This is a genomic window from Paenibacillus tuaregi (assembly GCF_900086655.1).
Lineage (GTDB): Bacteria > Bacillota > Bacilli > Paenibacillales > Paenibacillaceae > Fontibacillus > Fontibacillus tuaregi.
Map to the genome: position 1 here is coordinate 644,108 of NZ_LT575476.1, position 17,143 is coordinate 661,250.

At 51.3% G+C, this 17,143-nt stretch carries 15 protein-coding genes; 10 read left to right on the plus strand and 5 right to left on the minus strand.

The window, feature by feature from the left end; genetic code table 11:
* Positions 1-172: 172 nt before the first annotated feature.
* From BN6628_RS03195 to BN6628_RS03215, 5 genes are all read left to right on the plus strand, one after another.
* Positions 173-877, plus strand: coding sequence for a response regulator transcription factor (locus tag BN6628_RS03195; RefSeq protein ID WP_068614136.1), 705 nt, complete (start codon positions 173-175; stop codon positions 875-877).
* 1 nt (position 878) lies between these two features.
* Positions 879-1,814 (plus strand): sensor histidine kinase, encoded by a 936-nt coding sequence (locus BN6628_RS03200; protein ID WP_068614139.1) that lies wholly within the window; start codon positions 879-881, stop codon positions 1,812-1,814.
* A 132-nt stretch (positions 1,815-1,946) separates the two neighbouring features.
* Positions 1,947-2,870 carry an ABC transporter ATP-binding protein gene (locus BN6628_RS03205; protein ID WP_068614144.1) on the plus strand — a complete coding sequence of 308 codons (924 nt, stop codon included), beginning with the start codon at positions 1,947-1,949 and terminating at the stop codon, positions 2,868-2,870.
* A complete protein-coding gene (locus tag BN6628_RS03210; RefSeq protein ID WP_068614147.1) occupies positions 2,863-3,555 on the plus strand; it encodes an ABC transporter permease in 693 nt (230 codons plus the stop codon). Before BN6628_RS03205 ends, BN6628_RS03210 begins: the two co-directional genes overlap by 8 nt.
* A gap of 15 nt (positions 3,556-3,570) precedes the next feature.
* The gene (locus BN6628_RS03215) at positions 3,571-4,440 is read left to right on the plus strand and encodes a CPBP family intramembrane glutamic endopeptidase (RefSeq protein WP_068614150.1); all 870 of its coding nucleotides are present in this window, start codon (positions 3,571-3,573) and stop codon (positions 4,438-4,440) included.
* Between the two features lie 101 nt (positions 4,441-4,541).
* Here the strand turns inward: BN6628_RS03215 and BN6628_RS03220 are convergent, their stop codons facing one another.
* Positions 4,542-5,471 (minus strand): DMT family transporter, encoded by a 930-nt coding sequence (locus BN6628_RS03220; protein ID WP_068614153.1) that lies wholly within the window; start codon positions 5,469-5,471, stop codon positions 4,542-4,544.
* 120 nt (positions 5,472-5,591) lie between these two features.
* On the opposite strand from BN6628_RS03220, the gene BN6628_RS03225 reads away from it, so the two are divergent.
* The 3 genes from BN6628_RS03225 to BN6628_RS03235 all read left to right on the plus strand — a co-directional run bounded on the left by BN6628_RS03225 (position 5,592) and on the right by BN6628_RS03235 (position 9,568).
* Positions 5,592-7,229 (plus strand): aminotransferase-like domain-containing protein, encoded by a 1,638-nt coding sequence (locus BN6628_RS03225; RefSeq protein ID WP_316245789.1) that lies wholly within the window; start codon positions 5,592-5,594, stop codon positions 7,227-7,229.
* Between the two features lie 281 nt (positions 7,230-7,510).
* On the plus strand, positions 7,511-8,278 hold the full coding sequence (locus BN6628_RS03230; protein WP_068614158.1) for a YheC/YheD family protein: 768 nt from the start codon (positions 7,511-7,513) through the stop codon (positions 8,276-8,278).
* A 168-nt stretch (positions 8,279-8,446) separates the two neighbouring features.
* Positions 8,447-9,568: a phosphodiester glycosidase family protein gene (locus BN6628_RS03235; protein ID WP_068614161.1), complete on the plus strand. Its 1,122-nt coding sequence runs from the start codon at positions 8,447-8,449 to the stop codon at positions 9,566-9,568.
* Positions 9,569-9,673: 105 nt separating this feature from the next.
* On the opposite strand, the gene BN6628_RS03240 is transcribed toward BN6628_RS03235, so the two are convergent.
* From BN6628_RS03240 to BN6628_RS03250, 3 genes are all read right to left on the minus strand, one after another.
* Entirely contained in the window at positions 9,674-10,378 is a 705-nt protein-coding gene (locus tag BN6628_RS03240; protein WP_068614164.1) for an AIM24 family protein, read from the minus strand.
* Positions 10,379-10,450: 72 nt separating this feature from the next.
* Positions 10,451-10,864 carry a hypothetical protein gene (locus BN6628_RS03245; protein ID WP_082926766.1) on the minus strand — a complete coding sequence of 138 codons (414 nt, stop codon included), beginning with the start codon at positions 10,862-10,864 and terminating at the stop codon, positions 10,451-10,453.
* A gap of 293 nt (positions 10,865-11,157) precedes the next feature.
* Positions 11,158-12,036: a helix-turn-helix transcriptional regulator gene (locus BN6628_RS03250; protein ID WP_068614171.1), complete on the minus strand. Its 879-nt coding sequence runs from the start codon at positions 12,034-12,036 to the stop codon at positions 11,158-11,160.
* A gap of 142 nt (positions 12,037-12,178) precedes the next feature.
* On the opposite strand from BN6628_RS03250, the gene BN6628_RS03255 reads away from it, so the two are divergent.
* Both BN6628_RS03255 and BN6628_RS03260 read left to right on the plus strand, forming a co-directional pair.
* Complete coding sequence (locus BN6628_RS03255) at positions 12,179-13,582, plus strand: MATE family efflux transporter (RefSeq protein ID WP_082927072.1); 1,404 nt, start codon at positions 12,179-12,181, stop codon at positions 13,580-13,582.
* A gap of 428 nt (positions 13,583-14,010) precedes the next feature.
* Positions 14,011-16,221: an endonuclease MutS2 gene (locus tag BN6628_RS03260; protein ID WP_068614178.1), complete on the plus strand. Its 2,211-nt coding sequence runs from the start codon at positions 14,011-14,013 to the stop codon at positions 16,219-16,221.
* A 331-nt stretch (positions 16,222-16,552) separates the two neighbouring features.
* Here BN6628_RS03260 and BN6628_RS03265 read toward each other — a convergent pair whose 3' ends face one another.
* Positions 16,553-17,044, minus strand: coding sequence for a GAF domain-containing protein (locus BN6628_RS03265; RefSeq protein WP_068614181.1), 492 nt, complete (start codon positions 17,042-17,044; stop codon positions 16,553-16,555).
* Positions 17,045-17,143 lie beyond the last annotated feature (99 nt).

The following is a 17,143-nucleotide window of genomic DNA, read 5'->3' on the forward strand; positions in this document are numbered from 1 at the left end:
CCTTTGTCATGGTTGCCAGATACCTCCATGTTCCCAAGGACGGCTTCTTTTTAATTCAAGAAATCGTAAAACCAACAGCTCCTTATTTTTTTGAACTCCATATTGTGGGATGCGCCAGTGGAGTGTTAAGGTTAAAAGAGCGGGTATTCCATAGGAACAGGACGGGGAAATATTGAGTAATAAAGTGCTGTTAGTTGAAGATGACCTGTCGATTAGCGAGATGGTCAGAGACTATCTGCTGCGGGAGGGGTATGACGTAACCGCGGTGTTCGACGGGATTGAAGCCGAGACTGCCTTTAAGCAGGGCAGCTATGATCTCATTCTCCTGGATCTGATGCTGCCGGGGCGTAGCGGTACAGATGTGCTTCAATTGATCCGGAACCAGAGTCTGGTGCCGGTTCTGATCATGTCTGCTAAGGATGGCGATGTGGATAAGGCCCTCGGTCTCGGCTTTGGAGCCGATGACTACATTACCAAGCCGTTCTCGATGGTTGAGCTGGCGGCAAGAGTGAAGGCGGCCATTAGGCGGGCAGGCTACCCTGCTGTGGCGGAACGGCAGAACGCGGCTGCTGGCCGGCTCGTTCATCTGGGGGAGCTTACATTGGACCTGGACAATTTTGCAGTAACGAAGAAGGGGCAGGAAGTCAAGCTGACCGCCAAGGAATTTGGCATTCTTAAGCTGTTCGCGACAAACCCTGGCAGGGTCTTCACGAAGTCCCAGGTCTATGGATTTGTCTGGAACGAAGACTACTACGGGGATGAGAACGTCATTAATGTACATATGCGGAGACTGCGGGAGAAGATTGAAGACGATCCTTCACATCCGAAATATATCGTGACTCTGTGGGGAATCGGCTACAAGCTGGGGGAATTCTGAGATGGTGGCGCTGCTATCTGTATTTGTGGCGCTTCTCTTAGCCGGGCTTGTTCTGCAAATGATGAAGAACAGGCAGCGCTCCAGGGATTTAGTCAAGATTCATGAAGCTCTTAGCAGCCTGAAGGAGTCGGACAGTAATTCGAGTCTGCTGGTATTCACGGACGATAAGCATCTTCAGCAGCTTCTTAATGATATGAACCGGCTTATTAATGACACCTATCAGGTGAGCATCACCCAGAGAAAATTGGAGCAGTCTATGCGCAAAATGCTCTCCAACATTTCGCACGACCTGAAGACACCGCTTACGGTCGTACTTGGCTCCATTGAGACTGTGATACAGGACGAGCGGTTGACTGATGCAGAGCGGGACAAGCTGCTGCGTAAGGTCCATGGCAAGGCAGAGGAAGTGCTGGAGCTGATCAACAAGTTCTTTGATCTGGCCAAGCTTGAATCGGGAGACAAGCAGCTGCCGTTATCCCCGGTCAATGTGGGGGAGCTGTGCCGACGGAGTATTCTCTCCTTCTACGACCTGATTGTGACGGAAGGGATGGAGGTTAGTCTTAAGATTCCTGAGAATCCAGTAGTCGCATTGGCTAATGAGGAGGCCCTGAACAGGGTCATGAATAACCTGATCTCCAATGCAATCCGCTATGGAAACGAAGGAAAGATCATCGGGCTGAATGTGGAGGCTCTGGAATCCGAGATTGTCATTGAAGTATGGGACCGGGGAAGGGGCATCAAGGAGAGCGATCAGGACAAAGTGTTCGAGCGGATGTACACCCTGGATGATTCGAGAAACAAGTCCTATGAGGGAAGCGGATTGGGACTGACAATCACGAAGCGGCTGGTGGAACAGTTGGAAGGGAGCATCTCCCTGAGGAGCAGACCGTATAAGCGCACAGTATTCAGTATCCGAATCCCCAGGATGAGAGTGTAGCTATCTATACTTAAGAATTATGTAAGAATCGATTAATAAAAAAGAGAATTCCGCTCCTTAAAATGTAAGTATAGAGACCAGCGGCTGCGGTGCTGCTACGGCCTAAGAGAATCAACGAAGGAGACAGGAAAAATGACATACATTCTTAAAACCAGCCATTTGACCAAAACTTTTCAAGGCAAAGATGTTGTCCAGGATGTGAGCATGAAGCTTACACAAGGGGAAATCTACGGATTCCTCGGGCCTAACGGAGCGGGCAAAACAACCGTTATGAAGATGATTACGAACCTGATCAAGCCGACAGGGGGAGAAATTGAACTGTTTGGGGAGAAGCTAAGCGAGGACTCTTTCCAGGTTCTTAAGCGGATCGGGAGCATTATCGAGTATCCGTTCTTCTATGAGCGGTTAACCGCTCAGGATAATCTGGACCTGCACTGCGAGTATATGGGATTCTACGACAAGAAAGCGGTGAAGGATGCGCTGGAACTGGTGAACCTGCAGAACCTGGGGAAGAAACCGGTGAAGGATTTCTCCCTTGGGATGAAGCAGCGTCTGGGCATTGCCAGAGCGGTGATTACCAAACCTGATCTGCTGATTCTCGATGAGCCGATCAACGGGCTGGACCCGGTGGGAATTAAGGAAATGCGTGATCTATTCAAGATGCTCAGCCAACAGTTCGGAATAACCCTGCTCGTATCCAGCCATATTCTGGGCGAGATTGAGCAGATTGCCGATACGATCGGGGTCATCCGTTCCGGGAGGCTCGTAGAGGAAGTGGCGATGAGTTCTATCCGGGATATGAATACGGAATATATCGAGCTGACAACAAGTGATTCCAGAAAGGCAGCTTATGTGCTGGAGAGCAAGCTGAACATCCTCAATTACAAAGTGGTTAACGAACAGCTTATCCGTATTTATTCAGACGGAATGTCCCGCGGGGAACTGGCCAAGGGATTGGTGAATGAGAATGTGGATATTGAATCACTGACGATTAAGAAGAATTCACTTGAGGATTACTTCATGGAGCTTGTTCAAGGAGGTGAAGGCGTTGCTTAAGCTGATCCGATTAGAACTGAAGAAGAACAGAATGGGCGGTTATATCAAAGGTGTGATTATCGCTAATCTGGTGATCATTGCTTTTCTCTCCTTAGTCTATTATGGTGGAATAGAAGAGATGGATCGCTTATTGCAAACGTATGAGGGACTTTTCGACATGGCCGGGACTATAGTCAAGGTAACCTTTGTGATCTTCGCATCCGCAATTATGTCGCGGATGATTATCGATGAGTATAAAGCGAAGACGATCCAACTGATGTTCATGTATCCTATCAGCCGCAAGAAAATTCTTGCTGCCAAGCTGATGATCATATTTGTATTTACGGTGGTTACCATACTTCTGTCCACTGCCTTTATTGATGCCCTTATCATTGTAGTGGACCGCTTCTTCAATATTATTGAAGAGCCGCTAACGTCAACTATACTTGCTCAAACCTCTATAAAGGTTTTGATCACTTCGTTGTCTGCTGGCGGGATCAGCCTGATTCCCCTATTCTTCGGGATGAGAAAGTACTCTACTCCGGCGACAATTATCTCATCTTTCCTGGTTGTGGGATTAATCTCTTCAAACAACGGCGGCGTAAACCTCAGCGATATTATTGCGATTCCTATAACTCTAGGGCTGGTAGGGGTGATCACAGCGTTTCTGACAATCAGGAATGTGAACACCAAAGATGTTATATAAGAAAGGAACACCTGGATGGTTAACAAAATAAGCGGTTATAAGGGCCTGATTCTGCTGTGCCTGATGAGCCTGCTGCTGAACTATCTTATTCTATACCCGCTTGGGCTCGGACAATATGACGGGCCCGAGCATCCTTATTTGTTCGGGATTATTAATCTTGCGGCAGGTCTGCTTGAGCTGGGCCTGATTACCTTGTACTTAAGGAGAGTCGAGCGGATGCCTGTGCGCCTGGTTGGACTTGGGTGGAACCGCAAGCATCTGATCTATTCGGTAACAGCGGTCGTTATGACCCTGGTGCTTCATTTAGTCTATTTAAAAAGCCTGGACGAAGGCGGTGTGCTCAAGGCTTACTTTAATGTGCATTATTTCGAGAATGCCCAATTGGTGCCTATGCTTCTGTGTACCGGAGCAGGCTGGTTCGTGAATGCCTTTTATGAAGAACTGCTGCGTGGATATTTTGCCATTAAGCTGAAAAGTCTCGGGCCTCTCCCGATGTTTCTGATCACCGGTGTGACGGCGATCCTAATGCATGCAATTAACGGACTGGATTGGATATACGCGATTCTGATCTTTATCATGAATTCCACGTTCCTTTATGTATACCTGAAGAGCGGATCGATTTACCCGGCGGTTGCCGCTCATTTTATTTATAATTTCACTTTGGGGCATTTATTCGGCAGCGGTGCAGTGGCCTTCCTCATTGTTGAAGGTGAACTTCCGCTGTGGTATACTCTGACGCCAATTGCTCTGTATGTGATTCTCATCCTTGTTACAGCCAAGCTAATTTATGGGGACGCCTCTATAACCCACTGCCTGGGCAATCTCGGCCGGGGAGACGTGCGTTCAGCCCATGCGCAGAGTTCCAGGCGCTCCAAAGTCATGTGACTTAAAGCTATTTTTGACTATAAAAAGCCATATGACCATAACTATACCAGAAGCCCGCGAGCCATCTTGGCCGCGGGCTTCTGGTATGAAGTGATTAAAAATTAACTTTGGAGCTGCTCAGCCTTCGGAACAGAAGGCTTCCGCCTCAGCAGCTGCCGGAGTGCCGGAGCATTTACAAGTATGAGACCGGTCAGGATGACAAGTACGCCTATGAGCGTAGTCAAGGATACCGGTTCCTTATACAAGACGGTACCAATCGCCAGTGCGATTACCGGAGAGATATAGAGCCATGTGGAAGGGAAGAGCGGAGTGGTCTTCACAACCAGCCAGTAAAAGAGGCTGTGAGCCACCATAGAACCAATGACAATCAAGTAGAGCAGGGAGTACAGAGCATGTGGATTCAGCAGAGAGTCTCCATGAACCTTTTCGGTAAATAAGGAGATCAGCAGTAGACCTGCTCCCCCATACATCATTTGGGCTGCATTCAGCGCAATGGGGGACACCTCCTTAAACCGGTTCGCGACCTGCTTGGAATAGAGCGCCCCGCCCGCATAGAACACCTCGCCAACCAGAATGATAAGACAAGCTGAAATCCAGAGCGGGCCAACCGGGTCCGCCACTCCGGGAAGCAGCAGAAGCAGCACCCCTCCGAATCCAAGCAGGCAGCCGGCTAGGGCGAGGGGATTGACCTTGGTGCGGAGGGTAACGGACCCGAGCAGCAGAATCATGATGGGGCCTGTGGCGGACAGGACGGCGGCTATTCCTGAGGACACATACTGCTCGGCCCAATACAGGGAAGCGAAGGTGCCGAAGGTTAGCCCAAGTCCGGTCAGCATCATCTCTTTGCGCAGCAGCAGGGACAGGGTGGCTCTTCCTCTCCACAGCATGAAGCTGTACAGGATCAGACCGGCGAGGAAGAATCGTAGTCCCCCTCCGAAAAATGGGGGAAGTCCCGCATCAATCCCCCATTTGATTGCGAGAAAAGTAGTGCCAAAGATCAGGCACATAACCGAAAAAGCCAAATAAACCATAAACATATCCTCCTTTTGTTTTATTATAGAAGACAGAAGATAGAACAGATTGAGATGAATAGACCAGATGTAGGCTGGCGTAACGTTAGAATATTCTCTAATGGAGGGAGGAGAGGGAGCGTGACATCAAATTCTCAAAGGGGCAAGCCGGCGGAATTGTTACGGAGCCGGGTGTCAAAGGCTTCAAGTGTTGAAAAGCCTGAACAAGGCCGTATACCCGAGGATTTATCGAATCGGGCGGCAGTTATCGTGGATGCCGGGGCTAAACCGCGCACCCAAACCGGTGTCAAAGCTCCTACGACAGAAACCAATGCTATCTTGGCTGGACCAACCGTATGGCAGGACCAGCTTCGTATACAGGCGGGGGAGCGTTCTCCACAGCTGTTTCGGCAGGTGCACGATTACCTGCTGGGTAAGCTGTCCACCGGCTTCTGGGGGGAGCATGAGAAGCTTCCATCGGTTCGGTTGTTAGCTGAAGAATTGGGAGTGCACAGATTAACTGTGCTGCGGGCTTACCAGCTGCTCAAGGATACCGGCCGCATTTATGTGAAAGAGAAATCAGGTTATTATGTACTCCCGGTGAATCAGCGTATACACCAGGCGGATTCAGGTGAAGGGGATCAATTCTCCTCGGCCTCCTTAAGGCAAACTCCTCCTTCCTTCGCCCAGGCCCTTGTCGATCCGGGACTGCTGCCGAACCGTTATTTCTCAGAGTACGCCAAGAAGGTGTTTGATTTATATCCGAAGGTGCTGGGAACCTACTCCTCGGTTCAGGGGGATGAGGAACTGAGGTCGATCCTCTCAGCTTACTTAGCTGGAACCCACGGGCTGCATATGGCTGCCGAGGATCTGCTGATTACAACCGGGGCACAGCAGGCGATTGACCTGGCGGCGCGGGCTTTTGTGGATGCGGGGGACTACGTGCTTATGGAGCGGCCAACCTACCATGCGGCCATCCCCATCTTTGAAGGCCGGGGTGCTCAGATTGTCCCTGTCGATATCCGTTCGGATGGATATGACTTATCCTGTCTTGAGGATCTGATGCAGCGCTACCACCCCAAGGTATTTTACATGAATCCGACCTTTCATAACCCTACTGGATACACGGTACCTGTATGGCAGCGCAAGCTTTTGGTTGAACTGGCAGAGAGGTACCGGTGCCTGATTGTAGAGGATGACCCGTTCCGTGATATCTATTTCGGTGAAGCTCCGCCGCTGCCTGTTGCAGCCTATGATACGGAAGGATGGGTACTGTACATTCGAAGCTTCAGCAAATACGCGGCGCCGGGCCTGCGGATCGCCGTAATGTGTGCGCAGCCGCCCCGGATGGACCTGATGCTGCGGTACAAAATGCAGATGGATAACGGGGCTCCGCTGCTCAATCAGAAGGTGTTCTTGCTCTACCTGGCTTCTGAGCGGCTGACCGGCCATTTAGAGAAACTAAGAATAGCCCTGAATATACGTAAGACTGTCATGGAGGAAGCCTTAGGTGCAACAGATTGGCAGTGGGAGAGTCCGCTCGGCGGATTAAGCTTATGGGTACGGCTTCCTGAGAAGGGAATTACGGTGGAGAAGCTCTTGTCGCGATGCCAACGGGAGGGGATCGTCTTCTCACCCGGTAGCGCCCATGACCCGCTGGGTAAGCTGCGAAGCCATATTCGGCTCAGCTATTCCTTCGTCAATGAGGGAGAGATTCGCGAAGGGATTCGCCGCCTCATCCAGCTTGCCCAAGCTTTAGAACCACCTTCATCCAGGTAATTGTGGAAGTCATTCCACCTACAATCAGAATCAAGATTGAGAAGAGTTTGAAAAGTTTGAAGCCCTCTAACTATGAGGCTGTCTGTGCAGGTTTAGTACCCTGGCAGGCGGCCTTCTTCTGTTCCCGCATATTCCCACCTAGTAGGCCCTTGTTTCAGACCAATCCGTACAGCTCCGCATACGATACTTTTGATATTGATTTTGCTCTGTACGAAATTGATGGGTAGGGCAGCCGGCAGGACGCGGATGTGATCCGGGCAAAGACAGAGGAGGATGGCAAGATGAGTGGTAAGAAAAAACTGATCCGGGCGATAAAAAGTAAGTGGGTCAAGACCCAAGTGTTGTTGAAGAATCCCCAAGTAAAACCTTTCGTTCCTGATACCCGGAGATTTAACGAGAAGAATCTGAAGAGTATGTTAAGCAGCTTTCATATGGTCTATGTCAAGCCGGAGAGCGGTACCCAAGGGAATGGGGTCATCCGTGCCGAATTGGAGGGGGCAGACCGGTATAAGTACCAGTACAATTTCTCTACCAAAAGCTTTAGTTCATTTGACGCTTTTTACAAGAGCCTGAAAAAACTCATCGGCAGCCGCAGCTATCTTATCCAGAAGGGGATTCATCTGCTCAAGCATAACAAGAGAAGGTTTGATATCCGGATTATGGTTCAACGGAACCCATCGGGCAAGTGGGAGACTACAGGGCAGATTGGAAGAGCAGCACATCCAGGTAAGATCGTAACCAATTATCACAGCGGCGGAACGCCGATGCCGACGAAGGTGCTGCTTGCCCAGCATGTGTCGGGACCGAAGCTGACTTCACTTATTCAGGAGCTGAATCAATTTGGGGAGAAGGTGGCTAAAGCCTACAACTCCACATACCCGCATTTCAGACAGATTGGCGTGGATGTCGGACTCGATAAGTCATTGAAGCCTTGGATCATTGAGGTAAATACGAGCCCGGACCCATATATCTTTAATCAGCTTAAGGACAAAACGATGTTCCGTAAAATTATGCGGTACAGAAGAGCCCAAGGGATTGGGGTTAAGTAGCTTCTGTAAGGGCTTAGGACTGCCAGTACCGGCAGTCTTTTTTTATTTGCCGAATCGGTCCAAAAATGAAAATATTGAAACTTTGATTCTCGGCTTTTCGTCTATTATGATGAAAAAGAACATATTTTCAAAAAAAATAGATAGGATGCATAGAGAGGAAGAATTCAGGTGGAACCAAGAACTTTACCCAGCCGTTCCAGTGCACGTGTACAAAAGAAGGCTGCGGGCAAGCGGAGGAAGAAGAAAGCGGGCTTTTTCCGTGTGTTTTCAAGAATTGTGTTGGCTCTGCTAGTACTGATGATTGCAGGTGGAAGCTGGTTGTATTTCGCCCCATCAGCCCAGAATCTCAGATATATGATTGCGGATACCCTGATCACCACTCAGCATAGAAGCTGGGCCAAGTTTATTATTGGTGAGGATGAGCTGAAGAAGCGCGTGGCCGAGTACAACAGCCGCTTCGAGCATATGGGGGATGAGAAGGATACGCACCAGATCGTCCGGACAGGAATCGACAAGAACAAGCCGCTTGTGGAGATTGAGAATATTTCGGGCAGCGGCTACAAAGGTTACGTCATGATTGTTAACGATCCGACTAAGATCCGGCTAGGAGTGCCCGGGAAGGTTGGTTCAGGGGAGAAGGTCTCCAGTATGGTGAAACGCACTGGTGCCATTGCCGGCGTGAACGGCGGCGGATTTGTGGACCCTAATGGACATGGCAACGGCTTCAAGCCCATCGGTGTTGTCGTGGTGGATGGCAAGCTGTATTACAATGGTAACGGTTCGAAGTCCACGCAGATTGTGGGTATCGACAAGCAGGGCAAAATGATCGCGGGCAACTATACTTTGAAAGAGCTGTCCCGTCTGGGCCTCCAGGAGGCGGTAACATTCCAGCCGCGCATGATTGTTAACGGCAAGGGACTAATCAAGAATGCGGCAGAGGGCTGGGGGATTGCCCCAAGGACGGCCATGGGCCAGCGCAAGGACGGAGCAATAATTTTTGTTGTCATTGACGGTCGCCAGCCGGGCTACAGCATCGGGGCGAATCTGTACGATGTGCAGCAGATTATGCTGGAGCACGGGGCTGTGATTGCCGCGAATCTGGATGGCGGCTCCTCCTCGGTGCTGGTGAAGGACAATGAGGTTGTGAACAAACCTTCGTCCCAGTATGGTGAACGCTATCTGCCGACGGCATTTCTGGTGTTCGAGCATCCTGAAGACGTGGAGATGCCGAATATCTGGAAAGGCCTTGATGTGGACAACATCAACGCCGGGAAGAAGCGCTCCCGCTGAGGCGAATGCCCGCTCACCTTTCTTTAGGATTACTTATCCCTTATGTATTTAATATAGAACGAAAGCAAATAAGCAAGCCGTCTTGAGATGATCAAGGCGGCTTGCTTATTTGATGATAACGCCCCCGAACGGAATGACCTCACGCAGGATGCGCTTGATGAGGCCATCATCCTTCAGTTCTTGTTCCAGGCGGTGGCTCTGGCGTCCGGCCTGGAGGATGACCTTTCCTAGGCCGGTCATTTTCCATTGGTAGCTCATATGCTGGCTGGCCAGATGGTTGCCATACACGGATAGCTCCAACTTGGCATTCTCGGGATACGCGATCACACTGCCCGCATCCACATACAGCGGCTCAACGGGGTCCAGAGCTACTTCGCAGACCTGGCCTTCCGTCAGAATGCCGATCTGTCCGCTGCCGGAGAATTTGATCTTTACCGCATCCCGGGTAATCAGCATATTCTTAACGTTCAGAATCCGGGTCTGCATCGTAATTCCTTCGGAATAAAAGAAAAGGTGGCGGAAGTCATACAGCAGATCGTCCCCCTCCGCTAGGGCAATGGGCTTCATGCTGTAACCGGTGGGAAGAGCCGCAATGAATTCACAGGTTCCCCGCAGGTCGGCCTGGATCAACTTCTTCTTCCGGTACATGCCTTTCATATTCATCAGGCGGTCACTCCGGTTCGCGGAAGGCCCCTTAAAAGCAATAATCTGCTGGGGATGAAGCACGTGTACCTTCTCATCCTCTTCAAGCACGAACCGCACGGCTTGTCCACCGGAGTGTCCGGTCTCGGTTTCATTAATCAGCTGCATGCCACCTGGGCCTCCTCTTATCTATTGTGAATGGCGCGGCTGCTGGCTGTTGGCTGCTGCACCTTGGCTCTTCTATCGCCGGAGAACCACCCGCAGAACACGCAGCAGAATGAAGTAGCCCAGCAGCAGAGCGGCTCCTGTGATTACCAGAATGCGAATCCGTTTGGAACTGGCCTCACGGTCCTTTTCTGCCTCAGTCAGGGCTTGTACGGTCTGATTGAGCTTTTTGTTCTGCTCCATTAACGCTTCGTTCTGCTTTCGGTAAGCCTCCACCGTACCTTGGGCCTCTTCGAGCTTATTCACTGTTTTCTTATATTCCTGCTTCAATTGATTGACTTCGGCTGGGATTTCAGTAATTTCCTGAACGCCGCTGAAGAAGTCATCAAGATATCCGGCATGGGCGGAAGAAGGGCTGTAGAGAGCTCCTAAGGACAGCAGCAAGAATAGAACAATAGTTATTTTAGTATGGGGCAGGGATCTCTTCACCGGATTCACCACCTCTGAATTTGTTGGTTGACAATCTCTAATACGTACAGATGGCAGATAAAGTTTCCGAGGTCTCCCTCTTAGGAAATGCGATCTGTATAAGTTCAACTGCTGGATTTACAAGTAAGGCAGCCAGTGTGAAGGGCCACTTAAGGCCGCTGTTGCTCTACTGGCAATCCTTAAGTCCACTTATATAGATAGTATTACCCGATATCTTAATTTTCGCATAAGAGATGGAGGCTGCTAAAGCAGCTGCTCAGGCAGATGTAAAGGTTTGGAAAATATAAAATATATCAGGAGAAATGCTGCCTGAATTTACGCGGCGACAACCCCTCCTGCTTGACAAAAGAGGAGGTGAAATAGGCGGGGTGGTTAAATCCCACCTCTTCAGAGATCCGTGTAACCGACAAGTCGGTCTGCAGCAGCAGCAGCTTGGCCCGGGCAATCCGGTACCTGAGCAGGTAGGCTGCCGGGGAGCAGCCGAACACCTTTTGCATGCAGCGTGCAATATATACCGGGTGGAAATTCATAAACTCCCCGAGCACTTTGGATGTGATCTCCTCCTGGTAATGTGCTCTTAGAAAAGCGGCGGCGCGTTCGGCGCAGGCTGTCTGGGGAGACGGCGCCTCCGTCGTAAGGGTGTCCGAAAGCTGCTGGATGACGTCCTGGAAAAGTGCCTGCTGGCGCAGTCTTACACTGGGCAGATGAATGCTTTGGTTCATCTGGGTAAGCTCCTGCATCGTAGCATACAGCTTATCCGGCTGAAGCAGCTCTGTGAACTGGGGGACCCGGATCGAAAAGGGTGTAATGGAATAGAAGGGGAGAAACAGAGGAGGCTCTGCGCTCTTGTCCTTCATATCCGCCCCGCCCGTCTCATCCGCGGCGCTCCACTCCCCGCTGGTATGAAAATGAATCCAGTAGTAGCGAGTCACCTCCGTACAAGCCATGGTGGGATAGTGATAGGCGTCAGGCCGGAGTATAAGCGAGTGGCCTTCCTTAATTTCATAGTGACGGTCCTCCTCGCCCACATACAGACAGCCCTCTACCACAACAAGCAGGTCGAATACACCGATGCTGCGTCTTGCCGGATGCTTGCTGCCCGGAGCCAGCTCGGCTAGTCCACTGACGATGAAGTAGGGAAGCGGAGGTATATTAAATTGCAGAAGCGGCATATAGAGCACCTCATCTCGGCAGAAATTCAGGTTGGAAAATTGATACTTTGAGTTTGAATACTGATACTTCCATCCCAGTATACCATCTATAATTTTGTTTACATACAGAACTTACCGGGAAGGTGTTAACACAGTGAGCAGTTTGCAAAAAGACAAATTTACCCTATGGGCCCTATCATGGCCCATATTTATTGAGCTGTTTCTCCAGTTTCTGCTTGGAGCCGTGGATACGCTGATGGTCAGCCGGCTGTCGGATGACGCCGTGGCAGTGGTTGGATTCTCGAATCAGCTTTTCAATGCGCTGACCACTCTTTTTGCGACGGTGGCCGGCGGGGCAGGAATCCTGATTGCCCAGAAGCTGGGCTCCGATCGGGAGGAAGAAGCGCGTACCGTTTCCATCATTTCATTGAAGGTGACCGCTTTAATCGGTGCTGTGCTTAGCGTGATCCTGATTATCGTGCCGGGACCGATCGCCCGCGTGCTGCAGATGCCAGAGGAACTGGTTCCTCTGGCGAGAGTGTATATCTCCATTGTAGGCGGAGGCATGGTGCTAACGGCGGTTATGTCTACGCTCAGCACAGCAATCCGCAATACCGGGAACACCAAAGGGCCGATGTATACGGCTGTCGGGATGAACATCATTCATATTGTGATGAATTATGGGTTTATTTTTGGCGCGTTTGGCTTTCCGCAATGGGGACTTACCGGAGTGGCCATTTCGACGCTGGTCAGCAGGTTGATCGCCACCCTGGTACTGCTGTTCATCTATGTAGGGACCTTTCAGCGTCAGATTACCGTTTCCGACCTGCGGATTTTTGACCGGAGGCTGTTTAAGGAAATTATGCAGATCGGATGGCCGCTGGGTGTGAATATGGGCTGCTGGGTATTCTCCCAGCTGGCGATTTTCTCTTTCCTGGCAATGCTCGGCACCCAGGTGCTGGCGGCCCGGACTTACATGAATACTCTGGAGTCGTTCTGCTTCCTGCTGGGTTATTCCGTTGCGCTCGCCACCCAGATTCAGATCGCCCATCTGTTCGGGGGCGGGCGTACGAAGGAAGCTTACTCAGCGGCATACCGTGCCTTGAAAATTGGTATGCCCCTCGTCATGCTGAATGCTCTGGTGCTGCTGCTGGCTGGCAAGTACCTGTTGAGCCTTTTCACCTCAGACCCGGAAATCTTAACGATCGGCGTGTCCCTGCTGTGGATGAATTTGCTGCTGCAGCCGGGAAAAATGCTCAATATGGCGCTGGGCGATGCGCTTAACGCACTGGGTGACACCCGCTTTGTCATGAATATCTCGCTGATATCCATGTGGCTGATCGCGACAGGCTGTTCTTACTTGCTTGGCGTGTCCCTTGGCTGGGGTGTGGTTGCCATCTACGCCTGCATGATCACGGATGAGTACTTCCGCGGAGCCTTGTCCCTTATCCGCTGGAGGGGCCGTAAATACCTGCGCAGCAAGGAAGCGGAGATGGAGCGGGAACGTCTGAAGGAGAGCCCGGCTTGCCATGCGCTGCACCCGGAGGAAGGCTTAAGCTTCAGTTAGGTTTCTTCCGGGTTGACTGAGGCAGAGGTTGCTGTTAAATTATAGGAGTAGGGTGGACGCTGGCGGAAGCTAGGCGTGTATTCTACTCCATTCTCTAAAATAAGGGGAAATCTTGATGTTGGTGAATGTTCTTAACTAATTAATTTCATAAGACTGTGAGAAGAACGATCTGGCCCGGCTTTGCTCTAAGCGGGGGCCTGGTTTCCTGCACCCTTCTGCGGTCTGTGACTTAGTTAAGAACACGCGGTACATCAAACGGCGCCTTATGGCTGTTTATTTCCCATGTATGTGAACCGTGCTGTCTTTCAGCACGGTTTTTTTGGCTTTACACACAGGGGAATAAACAGGTATTTACCGAGGGCAAAGAATGACACACGTGCATTCTTTGCCCTCTTTTTTTATTTTATAAAACATTAGGAGGTACACACATGGAAGAGTACACATTAACCACACTCGAGTATGATCATATCAAGCAGGACATTATGGGCTATGCGGTATCCTATGCGGGGAGGGAGAAGGTCAGCGGGCTGCAGCCGATGAGCCAGCTTCCCCAGATTTACAGGGCGATGCAGGAGACTCAGGAGGCCAAGAACATCCTTGAGAAGGGGGCGAGCATTCCGCTGCCTTCGCTGGAAGGGATTGAGCTGGTCATGTCCCTGATGGGGACGGGATACCTGTTCAGAGAAGACGACCTGACGGCAGTGTACACCTTTCTGCACAGCTGTACACAGCTTCGCAAGTATATGGCGGGCAAGGGGGATCTGGCTCCAACGATCAGTTCCTATGCCGCCTCGCTCAGAGAGCTTCCCGCCGTGCAGAGTGAGATACTCCGCTGCATCCGGCACGGGAGAGTAACCGATGAGGCCAGCCGGGAACTGGAGAAGGCCCGCAGGCGCATCGGAGTTGTGAAAGAGCGTATCCAGAAAAAGATCCAGGGCATCATGTCCAGGCATCAGGCGATTCTTCAAGAGAACCTGATCAGCGTAAGAAACGGGCGTTATGTAATCCCGCTTAAGAAGGAGTACTACCGCCAAGTGAAGGGCAGTGTGCTTGATTATTCAACCAGTGGGCAGACCGTGTTTGTGGAGCCCTACGAAATTTCGGGCCTTCAATCCGAGCTGGAGGCGCTTCAGGGAGATGAGGCCCGTGAAGAAGCGAAGGTGCTGAGCCTTCTGTCTGAAATGGTGGAGAGGGAATCCGCAGAGATCGGCATGAATATTGAGATCACAGGCACGTATGATTTTATTTTTGCCAAAGCCAAGTTTGCTGTGTCGATTGGCGGCATTTCGGTAGAACTGAGTGAAGAGCGGCATACCCGGATTCGTGGCGCCAAGCACCCTAAGCTGCTGGAGAGCATGATTCCGTTGGACATCGAAATTGGACGAAGCTTCAGAACCCTTATTATTACCGGACCCAATACCGGAGGTAAGACGGTTGTGCTCAAGACTTTGGGGCTGCTGACACTGATGGTGCAGTCAGGTCTGCTCATTCCCGTAGGGCCCGGAAGCCGGTTCGGTATTTATAACCGGATTATGGCCGTAATTGGAGACGGCCAGAGCATTGAACAGTCTCTCAGTACCTTCTCGGCTCAGATCAGCAGCCTGGTCCGGATGCTGGAAGCCGCTGACCCGGGAACGCTGCTGCTGATAGATGAGCTTGCCGCCGGGACAGATCCGGGGGAAGGCATCGCACTTTCGACTGCGATCCTGGAGGAGCTCAGCCGCAAAGGCGCTTCGGTGCTCGTGACTACGCACTTTAACGAACTCAAGACCTTCGCTGCGGCTACTCCGGGATTCGAGAACGCGCGGATGGAATTCGATCCGCTGACGCTCCAGCCTCTATACCGGCTGACCATCGGCCTGGCTGGTCAGAGCTACGCAATTGAGATTGCCGAGAAGCTGGGCATTGCTTCCCAGGTTCTGAAGCGCTCCAGAGAGCTGCTCCTAAGCCAGCCGATGCGCCAAGCGAGCCCGGAGACTTTTACGCAAAACGTGCCGTCGATAGAGCCTGCCAGCTTTCAGAATGCTGACTGCGCGGAATCGGAGGGACAGGATGACGTGGGAGCGAAATTGGGCCAGGAGGAGGAGTTGGAGAAGCGGCTGGAAGGACGGACAGGGGAAGAGGCGGATTGCACATGGGAGATGCAAGAGCATTCCCCGGATGAGCAGGCTGTGGACGATGAGGCCATAGCTGGTTCGGCAGGAATCGGTGCCCATGTGTCAGAGGAGAACAGTGTGAGCACCGCCCCTGTAGGGGAGAGAGCAGAGGACAGACAGGGGCGTTCCCAGTCCGCTCCCCAGGAAGAACCTGCCTCCGAAACGCAGAAACCGCCTGTTTTGAATGCAAGGAAACCTTTTGAAATCGGAGATGCGGTCATGGTGACCTCCTTGGGCCGGGTTGGTATTATCTGTGAAGCTCAAGACGGACGCGGGATGTTAGGGGTAATGGTGCAGAAGCAAAAGCTGAGGATCAACCATAAACGCCTGAAGCCTTACATTGCCAAGGAGGAGCTGTACCCGGAGGAGTACGACTTTGATATAGTGTTCGAGTCGAAGGAGAACCGGAAGAAGAAGAAAATCATGAGCAAGCGCCATGTCGAGGGATTAACGATTATCCATCGCCCGGATGATTACAGTTAGCTTAGACAAGATTGAGTCTGTAGGCTGCTGCAAGAATTCAAAAGATTAGCGCCGTGCTGTCTGTTGGCCCCCGGGCGGCACGGCTAGATTGGAGATGAATATACGGTCAGCGGTCCGCAGCCCGAGCAGCGATGCCGACCATTGTTGCGTTCGTTCTCGGAGCTTTTCGAACACAAACTGAACTGAATTCCTGAACAAAATCAGGGGCCGTCCCCAAAAAAGGACGGCCCCTTGATGAATAGAGGTGTCAGCAGCACCGCCGCAAAAGCAAGGACTGGTTGCTGTTAGATGAAAGGTGATATAGCTTCAATTGATTTAGCTCCAGTCAGGCTTAGAGTGCGATTTGCAGCTCCCCGGCCAACACCTGGACGAATTGCTCCAGGTATTCGCGGTCCGTATCATCAAATCGGCCTTTAAGCGGGCTGTCAATATCAAGCACGCCGATAAGCTGATCATTCTTGATAATGGGCACCACAATTTCACTATTAGAAGCGGCATCGCAAGCGATATGGCCCGGAAATGCATGGACGTCCTCAACAACGAGCGTTCTTCGCTCCCCGGCGGCGGTTCCGCATACGCCTCTGCCCAGCGGGATGCGGATGCAGGCCGGAAGACCTTGGAACGGCCCGAGCACGAGCTCGGTTCCATCATAGAGATAGAAGCCTACCCAGTTCACATCTTTCAGAAATTGGCCCAGTAGAGCCGAGGCATTGGCCAGATTGGCGATATAGCTTGGCTCACCTTGAATAAGCCCTTTAAGTTGGGTCAGCACAGCTTCGTATTGTTCACGGCGTGTGCCGCTGTATTCATTTGTTTGAAACACAGGAACTCCTCCTTCGTGCACATCTGATCATATAATTAGAGCTTTTTTGAACTTGATTGTCAAGGCTGTCTGCAGTCTCAGAGTGCAGGCCCGGTAAGG

What these genes read in the sequence shown, in the direction of transcription:
- BN6628_RS03250 (WP_068614171.1), bottom strand. Translation starts at nt 12,036, where the DNA reads ATGCCGCTTCTGCAATTTAATATACCTCCGCTTCCCTACTTCATCGTC.
- BN6628_RS03200 (WP_068614139.1), top strand. Translation starts at nt 879, where the DNA reads ATGGTGGCGCTGCTATCTGTATTTGTGGCGCTTCTCTTAGCCGGGCTT.
- BN6628_RS03205 (WP_068614144.1), top strand. Translation starts at nt 1,947, where the DNA reads ATGACATACATTCTTAAAACCAGCCATTTGACCAAAACTTTTCAAGGC.
- BN6628_RS03215 (WP_068614150.1), top strand. Translation starts at nt 3,571, where the DNA reads ATGGTTAACAAAATAAGCGGTTATAAGGGCCTGATTCTGCTGTGCCTG.
- BN6628_RS03220 (WP_068614153.1), bottom strand. Translation starts at nt 5,471, where the DNA reads ATGGTTTATTTGGCTTTTTCGGTTATGTGCCTGATCTTTGGCACTACT.
- BN6628_RS03240 (WP_068614164.1), bottom strand. Translation starts at nt 10,378, where the DNA reads ATGCAGCTGATTAATGAAACCGAGACCGGACACTCCGGTGGACAAGCC.
- BN6628_RS03260 (WP_068614178.1), top strand. Translation starts at nt 14,011, where the DNA reads ATGGAAGAGTACACATTAACCACACTCGAGTATGATCATATCAAGCAG.
- BN6628_RS03230 (WP_068614158.1), top strand. Translation starts at nt 7,511, where the DNA reads ATGAGTGGTAAGAAAAAACTGATCCGGGCGATAAAAAGTAAGTGGGTC.